The sequence below is a fragment of the Acinetobacter sp. VT 511 genome (assembly GCF_001077515.1).
Lineage (GTDB): Bacteria > Pseudomonadota > Gammaproteobacteria > Pseudomonadales > Moraxellaceae > Acinetobacter > Acinetobacter schindleri.
Genome location: NZ_LFRE01000058.1, coordinates 95,126 through 110,961, shown reverse-complemented (window position 1 = coordinate 110,961; position 15,836 = coordinate 95,126). Strand labels below are relative to the sequence as shown.

Here is a 15,836-nt window from a genome sequence, read left to right as displayed (position 1 = left end):
CCTGCAAATGCAGGGATTTTTTTTAAATAGTGTTATTTGTTGCTGAATTGAAACCTTTGTGCATGTAGAATATGTGGCATTCACTGGGAGGATATTATGGCTCTTATTTCATTGCGCCAGCTCTTGGATCACGCCGGCGAACATGCTTACGGCGTACCAGCATTTAACGTAAACAACTTAGAACAAATGCGTGCCATTATGTTGGCAGCAGACCAAACAAATTCACCTGTAATCGTACAGGCATCTGCGGGTGCACGTAAGTACGCAGGTGCACCGTTCTTGCGTCATCTGATTTTGGCAGCAATCGAAGAATGGCCACACATTCCAGTGGTAATGCATCAAGACCACGGTACCAGCCCTGACGTATGTCAACGTTCTATCCAGTTAGGCTTCTCATCAGTGATGATGGATGGTTCTTTGGGTGAAGACGGTAAAACACCAACTTCATATGAATACAACGTCGATGTCACTCGTCGTACGGTACAAATGGCGCATGCGTGTGGCGTTTCTGTTGAAGGGGAAATTGGTTGTTTGGGTAGCCTGGAAACAGGTATGGCGGGTGAAGAAGATGGTGTAGGCGCTGAAGGTGTGCTCGATCATTCTCAGCTTTTAACTTCAGTTGAAGAAGCGCGTCAATTCGTTGCTGATACTAACGTCGATGCTTTAGCAATTGCTGTAGGTACTTCTCACGGTGCGTATAAATTCACGCGTCCACCTACAGGTGATATTCTTGCGATCGACCGCATTAAAGAAATTCACGAAGCACTGCCAAATACGCACCTTGTAATGCACGGTTCAAGCTCTGTGCCACAAGAATGGTTAGCTGTAATTAACCAGTATGGCGGCGACATCAAGGAAACTTACGGTGTTCCGGTTGAACAGCTGGTTGAAGCGATCAAACACGGCGTGCGCAAGATTAACATCGATACTGACTTGCGTTTAGCATCTACTGGTGCAATGCGTCGTATGATGGCTGAAAAACCAAGTGAATTCGATCCACGTAAATTCTTTGCTGCAACAGTTGAAGCAATGAAGCAAATCTGTGTAGATCGTTACGAAGCATTTGGTACAGCAGGTAATGCTGACAAGATTCGTCCAATCTCATTGGAAAAAATGGTTTCTCGCTACTAATTGCTAGCCTGAAATCATGCTTGAAAGCCCACAAAAATCTTGTGGGCTTTTTTTGTATTAAAATAGCGTACTTAAAAATAATGATGAGCATGCAATGGAACTGATCTTTGCAGCTGCACTATGCAGCGTTATGGTCTCGATTTTACTCAAGACAGGAAGGAACAGGGGACTCAATCCCATTCATCTGATTGCTTGGAACTATGCCACAGCAAGTGTTCTTTGCTATTTCTGGTTTAAACCTGATCTGGCACATGTATCAGTCACTCATACGCCGTGGTTACTGATTTTTGCTTTAGGCATCTTGTTGCCAAGTGTATTTCTGCTACTGGCTCGGGCTTTGCAAACAGCGGGGATCCTAAAGACAGAAATTGCCCAGCGTCTATCAGTCGTACTTTCTCTTGCAGCAGCTTACTTCATCTTTCAGGAACAGTTTAGCCAGCTGAAAATCATTGGAATCGGCCTTGGAATCACTGCGGTGATTTGTGTCCTGTTATCTAATCGGAATGATAATGGCAAAGGAACTCGAGGTATACTGTATCTGGGATTAGTGTGGGTCGGATATGCACTGATTGATGTGTTATTGAAATACACCACCAGTTTGGGATTACAGTTCGCTGTGACGCTGAACCTGATGTTCATTTGTGCCTTTATTTTCTCAATGACTTATCTAGTGATTAAATATCATCATCTTGGTGATTTGAAGCATATTGGCGCCGGGCTGGTTCTAGGGGGGCTGAACTTCGCCAATATAGCGTTTTATGTTAAAGCGCATATGCTGCTAAAAGATACACCAGCGATTGTGTTTGCGGGAATGAATATTCTGGTAGTGGTGTTTGGGGTACTTGCAGGCCTGGTCTTCTTTAAAGAGCGTCTAAAGCCTGCAAGCAGTCTCGGGTTGGTGCTGGGGCTTGCCAGTGTTATCTGCTTAGCCTATGCCATGTCTGCTTGACATAGGCACTGGCATAATCTAATGGTAGGCGAATCAGGTCTTCTTTTTCAGCCAGGCCCAGAAGCATGCCAGCCTGTCGGCAGTGTGGACAATGCGGATAACGATGCTGTTCATGCTTATATTGATGTAGATAGATTTTTTCGCAGTGTTTGCATTCAAATTTCATTGGTCTGGATGGAAGAACTGACATGGATACCTCTATTGTTATTCTGAATTATAAGTGTTCTTTAGTTAAGCAAAAATTAGGCCCATAATGACAAGTAAAGGGGCTTTGCGCCCCTTTTATAGCATAAAATGCTTACAGTTTGGTGAAAACATCTTCAGCTTTCAGACGGGATTTTGGCAGCTTGGCATTGAAATCATTTTCACTGCGGTAACCCAAAGTCATAATTACAGATGGAATCAAGCCTTGTTCATTGAGCTTCAATTCTTCAGTAAGAATGCCTTCATCAAAGCCACCAATGGGCGTTGCATCTACACCTTCGATTGCTGCAGCAATTAACATTTGACCCAGTGCAATAAAGGTCTGGTTTTCTGCCCAACGCTGAATATCACCTTTTTCATTACGGTAATATTCAACATAACCTGTACGGGTATTGCGCTGTGCTTTTTTGGCGATTTCATCTTTAAAACGGCCGAGTACATCATCACGTTCCAGAAGATTATCTAAATGCTGCTCAGTAATGTCAGCTTTAGTGCAGAAAAGAATCGTATGCGAAGAATCCAATACTTTTGGTGCATTATAGGCATATGTGCCCACCAAAGCCTTGGCAATACGTGCTTTGGCATCCGCATGGTCAGCGATAAAAAAATGCCAGGGCTGGATATTAATTGAAGAGGGAGCCAGGCGAAGAATCTCGGACAAACGATCAAACTGTTCCTGCGGAATTTTCTTGGATGGATCATAAGCCTTTGTCGTATAACGAGATTCAGAAACCTTAAGTAAATCCATGACTGGACTCCATTCGTCTTTGTTGATCTTGGATGGGGGCATACAGTAAAGTCATGCTGTAAGTGAAGTGGATTATTACAATAAATTTCCTTCAGGCAAAGCGTAAGTTGTGCAGATATCTACTATTTATAATGTTAGCACTTAGAGCTTTGGCTAATGATAAAAGAGCTTTTCACTATTGGCACTTTTTGCCAAGAGGCGTTTAATAAGCTTATAAGCAATAACATGCAAGCGAGCGGGCGTATGCAATACACCAATTACTTCAAAAGAAAACTCAAAACTGAACAGCAAATCGGGTTATGGGTCGGTCTGGCAGATGCTTACGGTACAGAAATTGCTGCCAATGCCGGCTATGACTGGCTGCTGATTGATGGTGAGCATGCACCTAGTGATTTAAGAACCACGTTATCGCAACTACAAAGTATTGCAGCCTATCCATCCCAGGCAGTGGTACGCCCACCCATTGGCAGTGTACAGCTCATCAAGCAGCTTCTGGATATTGGCGCGCAAAGCTTACTCATCCCCATGGTTGAAACGGTTGAACAGGCCGAGCTGATGGTAAAAGCGGTACGTTATCCACCAGAAGGGATCCGGGGTGTTGGTGCAGCGCTGGCACGTGCTACTCGCTGGAATAGTATTCCGAATTAGTACCAAACCGCTCATGAAGATATCTGTCTGTTGATTCAGATTGAATCGGTAAAAGGTCTGGAAAATCTGAATGAAATTTTAAAGGTTGATGGTATTGATAGTGTTTTTATTGGTGCAGTGGATCTGTCTGCGACCATGGGGTATCAAGGCAATCCAAATCATCCTGAAGTTCAAAAAGCCGTGATTGACGCGATTCAGCGGATTCGTGCTGCTGGTAAAGCGGCCGGTATTCTGTCGACACAACATGATATTACTCAAAAATATCTCGATTTGGGTGCTGAATTTGTTGCGGTTGGCGTGGATACCAGTGTACTGATGAATTCTTTGCGTGAACGGTTATCTAAATATAAGCAGGGTACTGAAGTGGTGAAATCTGAAGGTGGATATTAGCCACCTAGTATTTTCCAAAATAACGAAAGCAACTGATTACAGTTGCTTTTTATTTGTCTTGGTTTTATGAGGTCAGGTTTTTAAACTGTTTCAGAAATCAATGCAAAGCTTTGATTGCAATATATTTAGTAATGCCAGGTCATCAGCTGTATTTCTTGCTCAGGATCACCAGAAAGTTCAAGAATCTGCGCAGATTCTTCTCGCCAGTCGCCTAATACAATCCGCTTTTTTCCATTTACATCATGAATATTGGCACGATGAGTATGACCATGAATCAGCAGATCGACATCTTGTAGTGCGGTGTTAACAGCATCTTGATTCACGTCCATAACCTCATAGCTTTTGAATTGCTGCGCTTCATGGCTTTTCTTGCGAAAACCTTGTGCCAACCGGGCACGAAAAGACAACGGCATTTTTCTTAAAAAGCCGACTAACCAGGGATGACGGATAATTTTACGGAATCTTTGGTAGCTGATGTCATCAGTGCAGAGTTCGTCGCCATGTTCTATACGAATCTTTTTGCCAGTAATCGTTAAGAACTGAACATCGGGCAAAAGTTGTCCTGTGAACTGATTTAGAAAATCTTTGCCCAAAGCGAAGTCACGGTTACCGACCAGAAAATAAACCTGATTACCCACTTTGGTAAACTGTTTTAAATGCTCAACAATTTCATCCAGCCAAGGAGCGGTATAGTCGTCACCAATCCAGGCATTAAACCAGTCACCCAGAATATAGAGTTGGGTATTCTTATCTTTATAGGTATCTAATAAATCTAAAAACCCCCGAACGAGTCGAGGGTGATCAGGTGACAAATGTAAATCGGCGATAAACAGATGGGTCACAAATCTTTTCCTTTTATTCCTCTCTAGATCCCTCATTCATATGAGGGATTTTCCATTACACCGTTTTAAAGCATCGCTTTAAACTCATAAAGAACGGAGAGGACTTTTTTTATTCAGAAATGATTTTTGCAGACTCGATTACAACGTTCTCTAGTGGAACGTCAGCGTGGTAGCCACGGTTACCAGTGCGAACACCTTTGATTGCATCAACAACGTCCATGCCTTCAACAACTTTACCAAATACTGCATAACCCCAACCTTGTGCAGTTTTGCCAGTATGGTTAAGGAAAGCGTTGTTTTTCACGTTAATGAAGAACTGAGCAGAAGCAGAGTGAGGTGCTTGAGTACGTGCCATTGCAATGGTACCAACGTCGTTGCTCAGGCCGTTGTCAGCTTCGTTTTCAATCGCGTCACGCGTTGCTTTTTCTTTGAAGTTTTCGTCCATGCCGCCGCCTTGAATCATAAAACCATCAATAACGCGGTGGAAAATTACGCCGTCATAAAAACCGTCACGTACATATTCTAAGAAGTTTGCCACTGTTTTAGGTGCTTTTTCAGCGTTTAATTCAAGAACAATACGACCTTTATTGGTGTTTAATTCGACTTGAGGAAAACTCATTGTGTAATCTCCTGATCATGACCTTTGAAGTCATGGGTTTTTTTGAATGAGAGAAGCATAAGCAAACTGTAATCGACAAGGCAAGCAAAAATATACTTTTCTCGGATAAAATTCTGAAAATCGTATCTTATTTATGCATTGTTCCAGCAGGCAAATCCAGATGGTTGCCTGCGCTTTACCAATTAACAATGACACATTTTTTTGCAAGAGTATGTTTCTTTTCTTAAACAGCGACATGCGATTAGATTTATGAAAAAGTTCCGGATCATTCATCCAAATTTGCATGCAATTGCAGCAGACCTAGCCTGATCATTTTAAAATGATTGAATAGAAAACAAATGCCACAGTTAGCAGTTGAGAGATTGATCACCTAAAGTTAAACTAGGGGACTTTAGTTTATGTTTTACGGCATGTCTAAAGCCTCCCGTAACAGGACATAAAACCCTTAATTTTAACTTTAGAAGTGAATGATTGATCATGAAGCCAAATGATGTTGTTACATCTCTGCCCGAGAACCCGACCCAAAACAAGAATGCAGTCGATTCAGCGCAGCAGCAGGAACAACAACCGGGCTTAGATTTTGTGCGCCAGGTCATCACTGATGATTTAGAAGCAGGCCGTACCCAACAAGTGGTGACACGTTTCCCACCTGAGCCGAATGGTTACCTGCATATCGGACATGTAAAAGCGATCTGTCTGAACTTTGGTATTGCTCAAGAATTTAATGGTTTATGTAATCTGCGTTTTGACGATACTAACCCGGATGCTGAAGAACAAGAATATGTTGATGGTATTGCCAGTGATGTGAAATGGTTAGGTTTTGAATGGAATGGTGAGCCGCGCTATGCATCGAGCTATTTTGATCAGCTTTACACCTGGGCTATTCAACTGATCGAACAGGGCGATGCCTATGTGGATTTACAGTCTCCAGAAGAAATCAAGTTAAACCGTGGTAACTTTGTAGAACCAGGTAAAAACTCGCCACAACGTGATGCCACTGTTGCTGAAAACCTAGAGCGTTTTGAAAAAATGCGCAATGGCGAATTTGCGGAAGGTCAGGCTGTGCTTCGTGCCAAGATCGACATGGCGTCTCCAAACGTGCATATGCGTGATCCGATTCTGTATCGTATCCTGCATTCTGAACATCATCAGACTGGCGACAAATGGAAAATCTATCCAATGTACGACTATGCGCATCCATTATCCGATGCCATTGAAGGTGTAACACACTCTTTATGTACACTGGAATTTCAGGATCATCGTCCATTCTATGACTGGGTGATCGAGAAAGTTCAATCACCAGCTGTTCCACGTCAGTATGAATCAAGCCGTCTGAATGTCGACTACACCATTACTTCTAAGCGTAAGTTGCGTAAACTGGTTGAAGGCGGATATGTGAATGGTTGGGATGACCCACGTATGCCAACTGTCGTGGGTATGCGCCGTCGTGGTTTCACCCCGGAAGGCCTGCGTGACTTCTGTAAGCGTGTAGGTGTATCTAAGGTTGATGGCAGTATTGTTGATGTAGCAATGCTGGAGTATTGCATTCGCCAGTCTCTAGAAAATGCGGCTGCACGTGGTATGGCAGTACTTAATCCACTAAAAGTGACTTTAACCAATCTGCCAGCGGATATGGATCTGACGCATTCTCGTCACCCAAATGTGGATATGGGCGAGCGTGTGATTCCATTGACCTCTGAAATTTACATTGACCGTAAGGACTTTGAAGAAGAACCACCTAAAGGCTTTAAACGTCTGATTCCTGGCGGTGAAGTGCGTCTTCGTCATGCTTATGTCATCAAGTGTGATGAAGTGATTAAAGATGAAAATGGTGAAGTCGTTGAGCTGAAGTGTTCAATTGATCCTGAAACTTTAGGTAAAAACCCGGAAGGCCGTAAAGTCAAAGGTGTAATTCACTGGGTATCTGCAACGAAAGGTATTCCTGCAGAAGTTCGTATCTATGACCGTCTGTTCACTGAATCTGATCCAGAAACTGGGGATGATTTCCTGGCGAACTTGAACCCTGAGTCATTGAAAGTGGTACAAGCCGTGATTGAGCCAGCACTTGCAGAGGCTAAACCGGAAGATCGCTTCCAGTTTGAACGTGAAGGCTACTTTGTGGCAGATCAATATGATCACTCAAGCGAAAAGCCAGTGTTTAACCGTATTCTGGATCTAAAAGACAGCTTTAAGCCAGGTAAATAAGTTGTATCCGGTGAGTGATTTAAATTGTATTGACTATCTTCTACCAAGGCAAATTGGCTTCGGCAGAGTCAAAACAGTTTGGTTCTAATAAACCTTTAGATAGCCCAACTTCGGTTGGGCTATTTCTATGGAGTGTAAAACAAGAACATGATCGTCCGTGATAAAAGTAATAGTTTTAGCCTGCTGTTTGCCTGGCATGGCACCATTTTGCCCAAGGTATTACCCGCGCTTATTTCAGTGATTCTGATTTCTGGGGTACTGGTTTATTTGAGTCGGGAGCATTTTTTTAGCCTGCCTGCAGTGCCTGCAATTGGCTTCACCATCTTTGGGGTAATTCTTTCGATCTTTCTGAGCTTTCGAAATACCGCCTGCTATGATCGCTGGTGGGAGGGGCGTAAGCTTTGGGGTGCATTGATCGCCACCACGCGTCACTTGAGTCGGGATACTCACATACTCGATACTGAAGACAGGGAACTGCTCTTATACCGGATGATGCTGTTTACCCATTTATTGCGCGATCGTTTGCGTCAGCAAGAGAGTAACATTGAGCATTATCAGCTTGATACTCAGTTTGATCCAATTGCTTTCAATCAGCTTAAGCAGCAGGTTAATCCTGCGCAATGGGTACTGGAACAGATGCAGAAGCATTTAGTAGAATGTTATCGATCAGGGCAGATCTCCGATATTATTTATAATAACCTGAATCAGCATACGGTAGAGCTCGGAAATATTCAGGCAGGTTGCGACCGGATTCTGTCGACGCCGTTGCCATTTTCTTATTCCGTACTGTTACATCGAGCGGTGTATTCTTTCTGTTTTATTCTGCCTTTTAGTCTGGAAGCCAATTTAGGGTTATGGACGCCAGTCCTGGTGGCATTGATTGCCTATCTGTTTTTAGGCCTGGATGAGCTGAGTGCCGAGCTGGAAGAACCTTTTGGACTACAGGACAATGACCTGGCGCTTGATTCAATTGTGCGCCTGGTTGAGCGGGAAACTTTAAGCTCTATAGGACGGGAAATACCTGAACCTTTACAGTCCTGGAAAGGACATCTGAGTTAAGTTGGTTATTTTTGTCCATATTAAAAGCCCCATTTATTTGGGGCTTTTAATTAGCGTTTTTTCAGGTTGCTGAGTATGTTCCTGGAACTGTTCCTGTAGCTCACGGTATTGCTGCAAACGTCGTTTTGCTTTGTCGCGTAATTTCTTTTTAATATACAGTGCCAAGGCAAAGCAGGTGGTGGTTAAGGTGAGAAACATACTGTTCATGAAGCTCATCATCGAACTGATATAACCAATGGTGGTTAGACGGTTCATCATGCGGATCACCTGCGGGCTGCTTTCCACGCCAGTAATTGCCCAGGTACATAAATGTTCACAGTTATTGATAATCAGATGATAATTATTTTCATGCATGCGTGAACGCATACGACGCACAACTTTACGGCCTTTATATTTGGTATGCGCATATTCCTGAACCTGGATTGGTTTACCATGACTAAACTTGTCAATCGAGGTAATTTCAATCGGGTGCTTTTTAAATAAGTGCGCAAAACCGGAATAATGGATCACACGACCTCGTCCGGCATAAATACCATGATGGGTATAGCCGAAGTGTTTGACCATAAGGTGAGCACCTAAGGGAAAACGTTGAGTTTGTTGCATATGCCACTGAATGCCAATTGATGTACAAATGTTTCAAGAAACCAAGTTTAACGGGTTTTTGTGATTTTATCGATGGTTATGTCTGAAAAATCAGCGAACTGATCAGTTGTGTTAATAATGGAATGATGAAAAAAAGTAGAAAGCTTAAGATTAAAATAGCCTAAGCACTATTGAGGATCACTACTCAACCAAGACAAGAGCTAGAGCAGAACATACAGATTGAATAATGCTTCTATTTAAAAGTTCCAGCCAATAAAAAAGCATTTGCTTTCACAAATGCTTTTTTAAAATAAAGCCTGACCACTACTGTAATGGCAAGTGCTGCAGTTCATTCAGTTCCTTACGGCTATAGCCGCGAGAAGCGAGAACTTTTTTGATACCGACAATCACGTCTTCATCAGTTGCTTTTGCCAATGCTTCAAGAAGCTGTTCATTTGACTTACAAGCGCAGTCATTTTCAACACAAGCAATTTGATTCTTGTGTTCATTTTGTTGTTCAGCAGTGAACAACTTTTGCCAAAAACTCATAGAGCCTTCATACATGATCTAACATAGCTTGAAATATAGCCAATTAAATAAATAAAGCAATAGGACCTATGTGATAAAAGCAGCAAACGGTCTTCAAAATTTCCGATTGCAGCCGGTGTTTCAAACGATATTATTCAGTTGAAATAATGAAATTCATGTATAAGTCCATTATTTTAAAAACAAAAAATGGAGCTATTAGAAACTCCATTTATGTAACAAAAAAATAAATTGAAACAATATTTTTAGCGTTTTTCCAGCAGCACACCTGACTCCACATGATGGGTATATGGGAACTGGTCGAACAGGGCAAATTTAGTAATTTTATGCGTCTGAGACAGCTGTTTCAGATTGTCATGCAATGTATCTGGATTGCAAGAAATATAGATGATACGTTCGAAGCGCTGCAGTAACTTGAGTGTTTCATCATCAATACCGGCACGTGGTGGGTCGACAAAGACGGTATCGAAGTCATAAGTTGAAATATCAATTTTGGCTTCTTGCAAACGACGGAACACACGTTCACCGTTATAGGCTTGGGTGAATTCTTCAGCAGACAGACGAGCCACCTGAATATTGTCGATACCGTTCTGCTGAATATTCCATTCAGCTGCATAGACTGAAGATTTCGCCAGTTCGGTCGCTAATACACGACGGAAGCAGGTAGAGAGTGGTAAGGTAAAGTTGCCATTACCACAGTAAAGCTCCAATAGGTCTTTATCAGACTGCTGTGCAGCATTGCATGCCCATTCCAGCATTTTCTGGCAGACTTGCGCATTGGGTTGAGTAAAACTGCTTTCAATTTGCTTATATTGATACTTGCGATCGAACACAGTCAATTCTTCAACAACATAGTCATCAGTTAAAATGACTTTCTGCCCACGACTACGACCAAAAATCTTAATATTGAGTTGTTCTGATATGGCTTTAGCTGCAGCTTCCCATTCAGCAGTCAGTGGGCAACGATAAACCAGTGATACCAACATTTCACCTTTTAAAGTGGCAAGAAAATGCGCTTCAAAGAGACGATTTGATAAAATAGGCTCAGCCTTAAGTGCTGCCAATAAGAGTGGCATTAAGGCATTAATACTGCGGTCGGCAACCGGAAACTCATCAATACGGATGACTTTTTTATTATTGTTCTCATCACGTTCAAACATGGCATAAAACAGGTCATCTTCTGTATGCCAGATCCGAAACTCAGCACGCATGCGATAGTACTGTTCAGGTGATTCGAATACTTCTAAAGCAGGTGGTTGATATTCGGCAAATTGCGCGCTAATGCGTTCAACTTTGGCATCCAGTTGTTGCTGATAAGATGAGGTCATATGCAGTAAAAATCGCAAATATTTTGAAAGCCAAGATGGTAGCAAAAAATTGCTGTTCTGCCTAAGACTATTCAGGGAAACAGGCTGGAAAATCTGCTAAAAAAAGGCCAAATCTACAAAGGGGAGAGATTTGGCCTTAAGAGGAAAGAAATTAAAATAAAATAAGTGATAAAGCTGCTTATAAGCCTGACATGGTCATCAAACTGGCATTACCACCCGCTGCTGCGGTATTAATGCTAATTGCACGTTCAATTACAAAACGTTCCACCGGAATCTCATAATTTCCGGAACTTAGATGAGTAATACCTACAATTGGACCTTGACGTGTTGCAATACGCTGCTGCAGATCAATCAGTGCAGAAGCATCACCATGATGCAGTACAGCTTCGAAATCACCAGATTCGATATCTTTAATCACTTTAATAGCCTTTACCACTTTTGCTGACATACTTTGTAAATGTTTAAGTATGAAAGTATTGTCTGCCAGTACAGCCGGGCGACTACCCACCGATATAATCGCCAGTAATTGCTGAATCTGATCAGCATCATTCGTTGCCAGAGATAATACACTTTCACGTGGCAAGATCATGTACTGGTTTTCTTCACCTGTTGGACCTTGCAGGCTAAAACTGTGCCCAGTTGTGATTTTAGCCGGAGTGGTTAAGGAAATCGTTGGGAAAGTTTTATATACCCAGGCTTTAAATTCCTGTAGCAATGGATTTTCAAGCGTTGCCTGAGCAGAATTCATCGCATAAGGTTGAGCTAACTTTTTCTCAGATACCTGATGCATTAAACGGTAAATATAAAGTGGACCACCGGCTTTTGGACCAGTGCCGGATAGACCTTCACCACCAAATGGCTGTACCCCAACGACTGCACCGACAATATTGCGGTTAATATACAGGTTGCCGACATGTGCTTTCGAGATCACAGTCTGCATGGTTTCATCGATCCGGGTATGTAAACCCATAGTCAGGCCATAACCCTTACTATTGATCTGATCTAGCAATTGTGGCAGTTGGCCAGCTTTATAGCTAATCAGATGTAGCACCGGACCAAAAACTTCACGTTCCAGATCATTCAGGTTGGGCAGTTCAATTAAGGTAGGCGGAATGAAGGTGCCTTGAGCCAGTTCAGAAGCATCCTGATTAAACATCAATTGATGGACTTTATGGCCTTTGCTGCGCATCTGGTCAATATGCTTCTGAATGTTCTGCTGGGCTTCGGCATCAATGACCGGACCAATATCGGTTTTAAGCAGAACTGGATTGCCAACACGCAACTGCTGCATGGCACCTTTTAACATATGGCGTACAGTGTCCAGATTATCTTCCTGTACACACAATACACGCAGGGCGGAACAACGCTGACCGGCACTATCATAAGCAGAGTTAACTACATCCAGCACTACCTGTTCGGTCAATGCAGATGAATCGACAATCATGGCATTCTGGCCACCAGTTTCGGCAATCAGGGTCACACTTTCGCCAAACTGGTTTAACCGTTTGGCTACAGTTTTTTGCAGAATCTTTGCTACTTCGGTAGAGCCGGTAAACATGATGCCTTGAATGCGGGAGTCCTGGCTCAGCTGGGCACCAATGGTTTCACCACGACCGGGCAACAGTTGCAATACATCTTGTGGAATGCCAGCTTCCCAGAGAATTTGTACAGCTTGGGCGGCAATCAGCGGAGTCTGCTCAGCCGGTTTGGCAATCACAGTATTACCCGCCACCAGTGCTGCAGAAATCTGGCCGGTAAAAATTGCCAGCGGGAAGTTCCAGGGGCTAATACACAGTACGATGCCCAAAGGCTGGATATGGACATTTTCAGACAGATCTGACATCTGGCCAGCATAATAACGCAGGAAGTCAATCGCTTCACGTACTTCAGCAATGGCATTGGCATAGGTTTTACCAGCTTCACGCGATAGCAGAACCATCAAGGGCAGCAGGCGTTGCTGCATCAGCTCGGCGGCTTTATTCAGACAGGCGGCACGTTCATTCTTTGGCAGATTGGCCCAGAAATGTTGTGCATTGGCAGCTTGGATCAGGGCAATTTCTGCCTGTTCAGTCGTTGCTTCATAAACGGTACCGACGATATCCTGATGCTGAGCTGGATTGATTACGTGTACAGTATTACTTGTATCAGGTTCTGAAAAAGCTGTGCCCATTGCTGCTGCCTGGAACTGGGTATCAGCCAGACTTGCTGCAACTTCATTTAAAGCATTGAGTTCCGCGTCATTGGCCAGATCCAGTCCAGATGAATTGATACGTGTGCCATAAAGATCTTGAGGATAGGGAATATGAGGATGTTTGGTACCCAATACATTTTCCTGTTGAGCGGTCTTTATAATTGTCTGACGAGGATTCTCGATCAGATCTTCAACTTTTAAGCTCTTGTCCGCGATGCGATTCACGAAAGAAGTATTGGCACCATTTTCCAGCAGACGGCGTACCAGATAGGCCAATAGGGTTTCATGATTGCCGACTGGGGCATAGATACGACATGGAATACCGAGCTTGCCAGCCGCTTTGTCACCGACCACATTTTCATATAGCGGTTCACCCATGCCGTGCAGGCACTGGAACTCGTATTGACCGGCGTAGTAACGTTCCGGGTTGGCAAGTTGGTAAATGGTGGCCACAGTCTGTGCATTGTGAGTAGCAAATTGCGGATAGATATAATCAGGTTCTGCCAGCAGTTTACGTGCGCAGGCAATATAGGACAGGTCAGTATGTACCTTGCGGGTAAATACCGGATAATCCGCCATACCTTCGATCTGGGCTTTCTTGATTTCGCTGTCCCAATACGCACCTTTGACCAGACGGATCATCAGGCGTTTCTGGCTGCGTTTAGCCAGATCAATGATGTAATCCACGACATAGAAGCAGCGTTTCTGGTAGGCTTGAATCACGAAACCAATGCCTTTCCAGTCATTGAGTGTCGGTTCAAAACACAGGCGTTCTAAAAGCTCTAAGGAAATTTCCAGACGCTCGGTTTCTTCCGCATCGATATTCAGACCGATATTGTACTTTTTCGCCAGAACCGCCAGATTCAGTACTTTGCTATACAGTTCATCATTAACACGATCCATCTGTGAGCGTTGATAACGTGGATGCAGCGCAGACAGTTTAATGGAAATACCCGGGCCGTTATAAACATCTTTATCTGTTGATGCCTGACCGATGGCATGAATTGCATTTTGATAATCCTGATAATAACGTTCTGCATCCGGATAGGTTAGTGCTGCTTCACCCAGCATGTCATAAGAATATTGGAAACCTTTTTCTTCCAGACGTTCGGCATTTTTCAGTGCTTCATCAATGGTTTCGCCAGTCACAAACTGTTCACCCATCATACGCATCGCCACATCGACCGCCTTGCGGATAATGCCACGGCCACTGCGTGCCAAAAGGCCAGTTAACAGACTTGACAGACTTTTCTGTTGTGGGGTTTCCATCAGCTTTCCGGTCAGCATCAGTCCCCAGGCCGCAGCATTGACAAACATCAGCTGGCTTTGCCCGAGATGTTCTTTCCAGTTGCCCTGATTGATCTTGTCACGAATTAACAGGTCGCGGGTCGCCGTATCCGGAATACGCAGCAAAGCTTCTGCCAGACACATCAATGCAATACCTTCCTGAGAAGACAGCGAAAACTCTTGTAATAGCCCTTGCACAATGCCGGCCTTGCCACCTGAACCTTTACGTTCACGTAAGGAATGCGCCAGATCAAAAGCCAGGTTCTGGATTTTGTCCGTCAGTTCCGAGGAAATTTCACTATGTTCCAGCAGGGTTTCCACGCACTCGGATTCTGCACGTCGCCATGCAAAATTAATGCGCTGTTCATATTCATTTTTATCCTTAAATTCAGCAATATAATTCGATTGCTGCATGGCATTCGAGTGCGAATTTGGGCGTAGGATGGTGGACATAGTGACTTCCTGTACTGCGTCAAACGTTTCTTTGAGTTGAATGAGTTTTAATCTATAATCCCAAAATAATTGACGAATATCTCACTATAGTTTGTATCATTTTTAGAGAATAATTCTAATGAATAGCCCATATGTAAGCCTTGACCGAATAGATATTCGTATTCTTGATTTGCTGCAATCTGAATCGAAAATTTCCAATATCAAACTGGCAGAAATGGTGAACCTGTCGCCAACAGCAGTACTGGCACGGGTGCAAAAATTGACCAAGGAAGGATTTATTCTCGGTTATGAAGCCCGTCTGAATCCCGTCAAGCTGAGTAACGGTTTTGTAGTTTTCGTCGAGATCTTGCTGGATAAAACTACACCGAATGTACTGGAAGAATTTTCTGAAGCAGTGCAGCATATTCCGGATATTGTGGAATGTCATATGATCAGTGGTGGCTTTGATTTTGTAGTAAAAATCCGCTGTGCGAATATGGATGAATTCCGTAAAATTTCCGGAGATATTCTGTGGCAGTTGCCGGGCGTAAAAGAAACCCGCAGTTATCCGGTGATGGAAGTAATTAAGGAAACCCAGCAGATCAGGCTGAAAGTACCTGCCAAAGCTAAAGTATAAAATGCTGATAAAACAAAAGGAACATAAAGTCCCTTTTG

At 43.3% G+C, this 15,836-nt stretch carries 13 protein-coding genes and 1 pseudogene; 6 read left to right on the top strand and 8 right to left on the bottom strand.

The genetic code is table 11. The features are described from left to right. Positions 1-96 precede the first annotated feature (96 nt). Positions 97-1,131 carry a class II fructose-bisphosphate aldolase gene (gene fba, locus ACS72_RS06860; RefSeq protein ID WP_004812686.1) on the top strand — a complete coding sequence of 345 codons (1,035 nt, stop codon included), beginning with the start codon at positions 97-99 and terminating at the stop codon, positions 1,129-1,131. A 94-nt stretch (positions 1,132-1,225) separates the two neighbouring features. Then, positions 1,226-2,080, top strand: coding sequence for a DMT family transporter (locus tag ACS72_RS06855; RefSeq protein WP_005221778.1), 855 nt, complete (start codon positions 1,226-1,228; stop codon positions 2,078-2,080). On the opposite strand, the gene ACS72_RS17355 is transcribed toward ACS72_RS06855, so the two are convergent. Continuing rightward, the gene (locus ACS72_RS17355; RefSeq protein ID WP_004812688.1) at positions 2,049-2,270 is read right to left on the bottom strand and encodes a hypothetical protein; all 222 of its coding nucleotides are present in this window, start codon (positions 2,268-2,270) and stop codon (positions 2,049-2,051) included. The genes ACS72_RS06855 and ACS72_RS17355 overlap by 32 nt on opposite strands. Before the next feature lie 108 nt (positions 2,271-2,378). Continuing rightward, positions 2,379-3,032, bottom strand: coding sequence for an oxygen-insensitive NAD(P)H nitroreductase (gene nfsB / locus ACS72_RS06845; RefSeq protein ID WP_005221780.1), 654 nt, complete (start codon positions 3,030-3,032; stop codon positions 2,379-2,381). A gap of 243 nt (positions 3,033-3,275) precedes the next feature. Between nfsB and hpaI the strand changes: the two are divergent. Then, positions 3,276-4,070 (top strand): annotated as a pseudogene (hpaI, locus tag ACS72_RS06840) (4-hydroxy-2-oxoheptanedioate aldolase). A gap of 125 nt (positions 4,071-4,195) precedes the next feature. Here the strand turns inward: hpaI and ACS72_RS06835 are convergent. Together ACS72_RS06835 and ACS72_RS06830 are read right to left on the bottom strand one after the other, a co-directional pair. After that, positions 4,196-4,912, bottom strand: a complete 717-nt coding sequence (locus ACS72_RS06835) for a UDP-2,3-diacylglucosamine diphosphatase (protein WP_048881669.1) — start codon at positions 4,910-4,912, stop codon at positions 4,196-4,198. A gap of 109 nt (positions 4,913-5,021) precedes the next feature. Beyond that, complete coding sequence (locus ACS72_RS06830) at positions 5,022-5,531, bottom strand: peptidylprolyl isomerase (RefSeq protein WP_004812701.1); 510 nt, start codon at positions 5,529-5,531, stop codon at positions 5,022-5,024. Positions 5,532-6,008: 477 nt separating this feature from the next. Between ACS72_RS06830 and ACS72_RS06825 the strand changes: the two genes are divergently transcribed. Continuing rightward, positions 6,009-7,736: a glutamine--tRNA ligase/YqeY domain fusion protein gene (locus ACS72_RS06825; RefSeq protein ID WP_048881668.1), complete on the top strand. Its 1,728-nt coding sequence runs from the start codon at positions 6,009-6,011 to the stop codon at positions 7,734-7,736. Between the two features lie 147 nt (positions 7,737-7,883). Continuing rightward, complete coding sequence (locus tag ACS72_RS06820; protein ID WP_048881667.1) at positions 7,884-8,795, top strand: bestrophin family protein; 912 nt, start codon at positions 7,884-7,886, stop codon at positions 8,793-8,795. Between the two features lie 33 nt (positions 8,796-8,828). On the opposite strand, the gene ACS72_RS06815 is transcribed toward ACS72_RS06820, so the two are convergent. The 4 genes from ACS72_RS06815 to putA form a co-directional block, all read right to left on the bottom strand. Then, complete coding sequence (locus tag ACS72_RS06815) at positions 8,829-9,398, bottom strand: lecithin retinol acyltransferase family protein (RefSeq protein WP_004812708.1); 570 nt, start codon at positions 9,396-9,398, stop codon at positions 8,829-8,831. A gap of 303 nt (positions 9,399-9,701) precedes the next feature. Continuing rightward, positions 9,702-9,926 (bottom strand): hypothetical protein, encoded by a 225-nt coding sequence (locus tag ACS72_RS06810; protein WP_008305254.1) that lies wholly within the window; start codon positions 9,924-9,926, stop codon positions 9,702-9,704. Positions 9,927-10,168: 242 nt separating this feature from the next. Further along, positions 10,169-11,251, bottom strand: coding sequence for a tRNA (uridine(54)-C5)-methyltransferase TrmA (trmA, locus tag ACS72_RS06805; RefSeq protein ID WP_004812711.1), 1,083 nt, complete (start codon positions 11,249-11,251; stop codon positions 10,169-10,171). A 178-nt stretch (positions 11,252-11,429) separates the two neighbouring features. Next, entirely contained in the window at positions 11,430-15,182 is a 3,753-nt protein-coding gene (putA, locus tag ACS72_RS06800) for a trifunctional transcriptional regulator/proline dehydrogenase/L-glutamate gamma-semialdehyde dehydrogenase (protein WP_048881666.1), read from the bottom strand. Positions 15,183-15,300: 118 nt separating this feature from the next. On the opposite strand from putA, the gene ACS72_RS06795 reads away from it, so the two are divergent. Beyond that, complete coding sequence (locus ACS72_RS06795) at positions 15,301-15,798, top strand: Lrp/AsnC ligand binding domain-containing protein (protein ID WP_048881665.1); 498 nt, start codon at positions 15,301-15,303, stop codon at positions 15,796-15,798. Positions 15,799-15,836 lie beyond the last annotated feature (38 nt).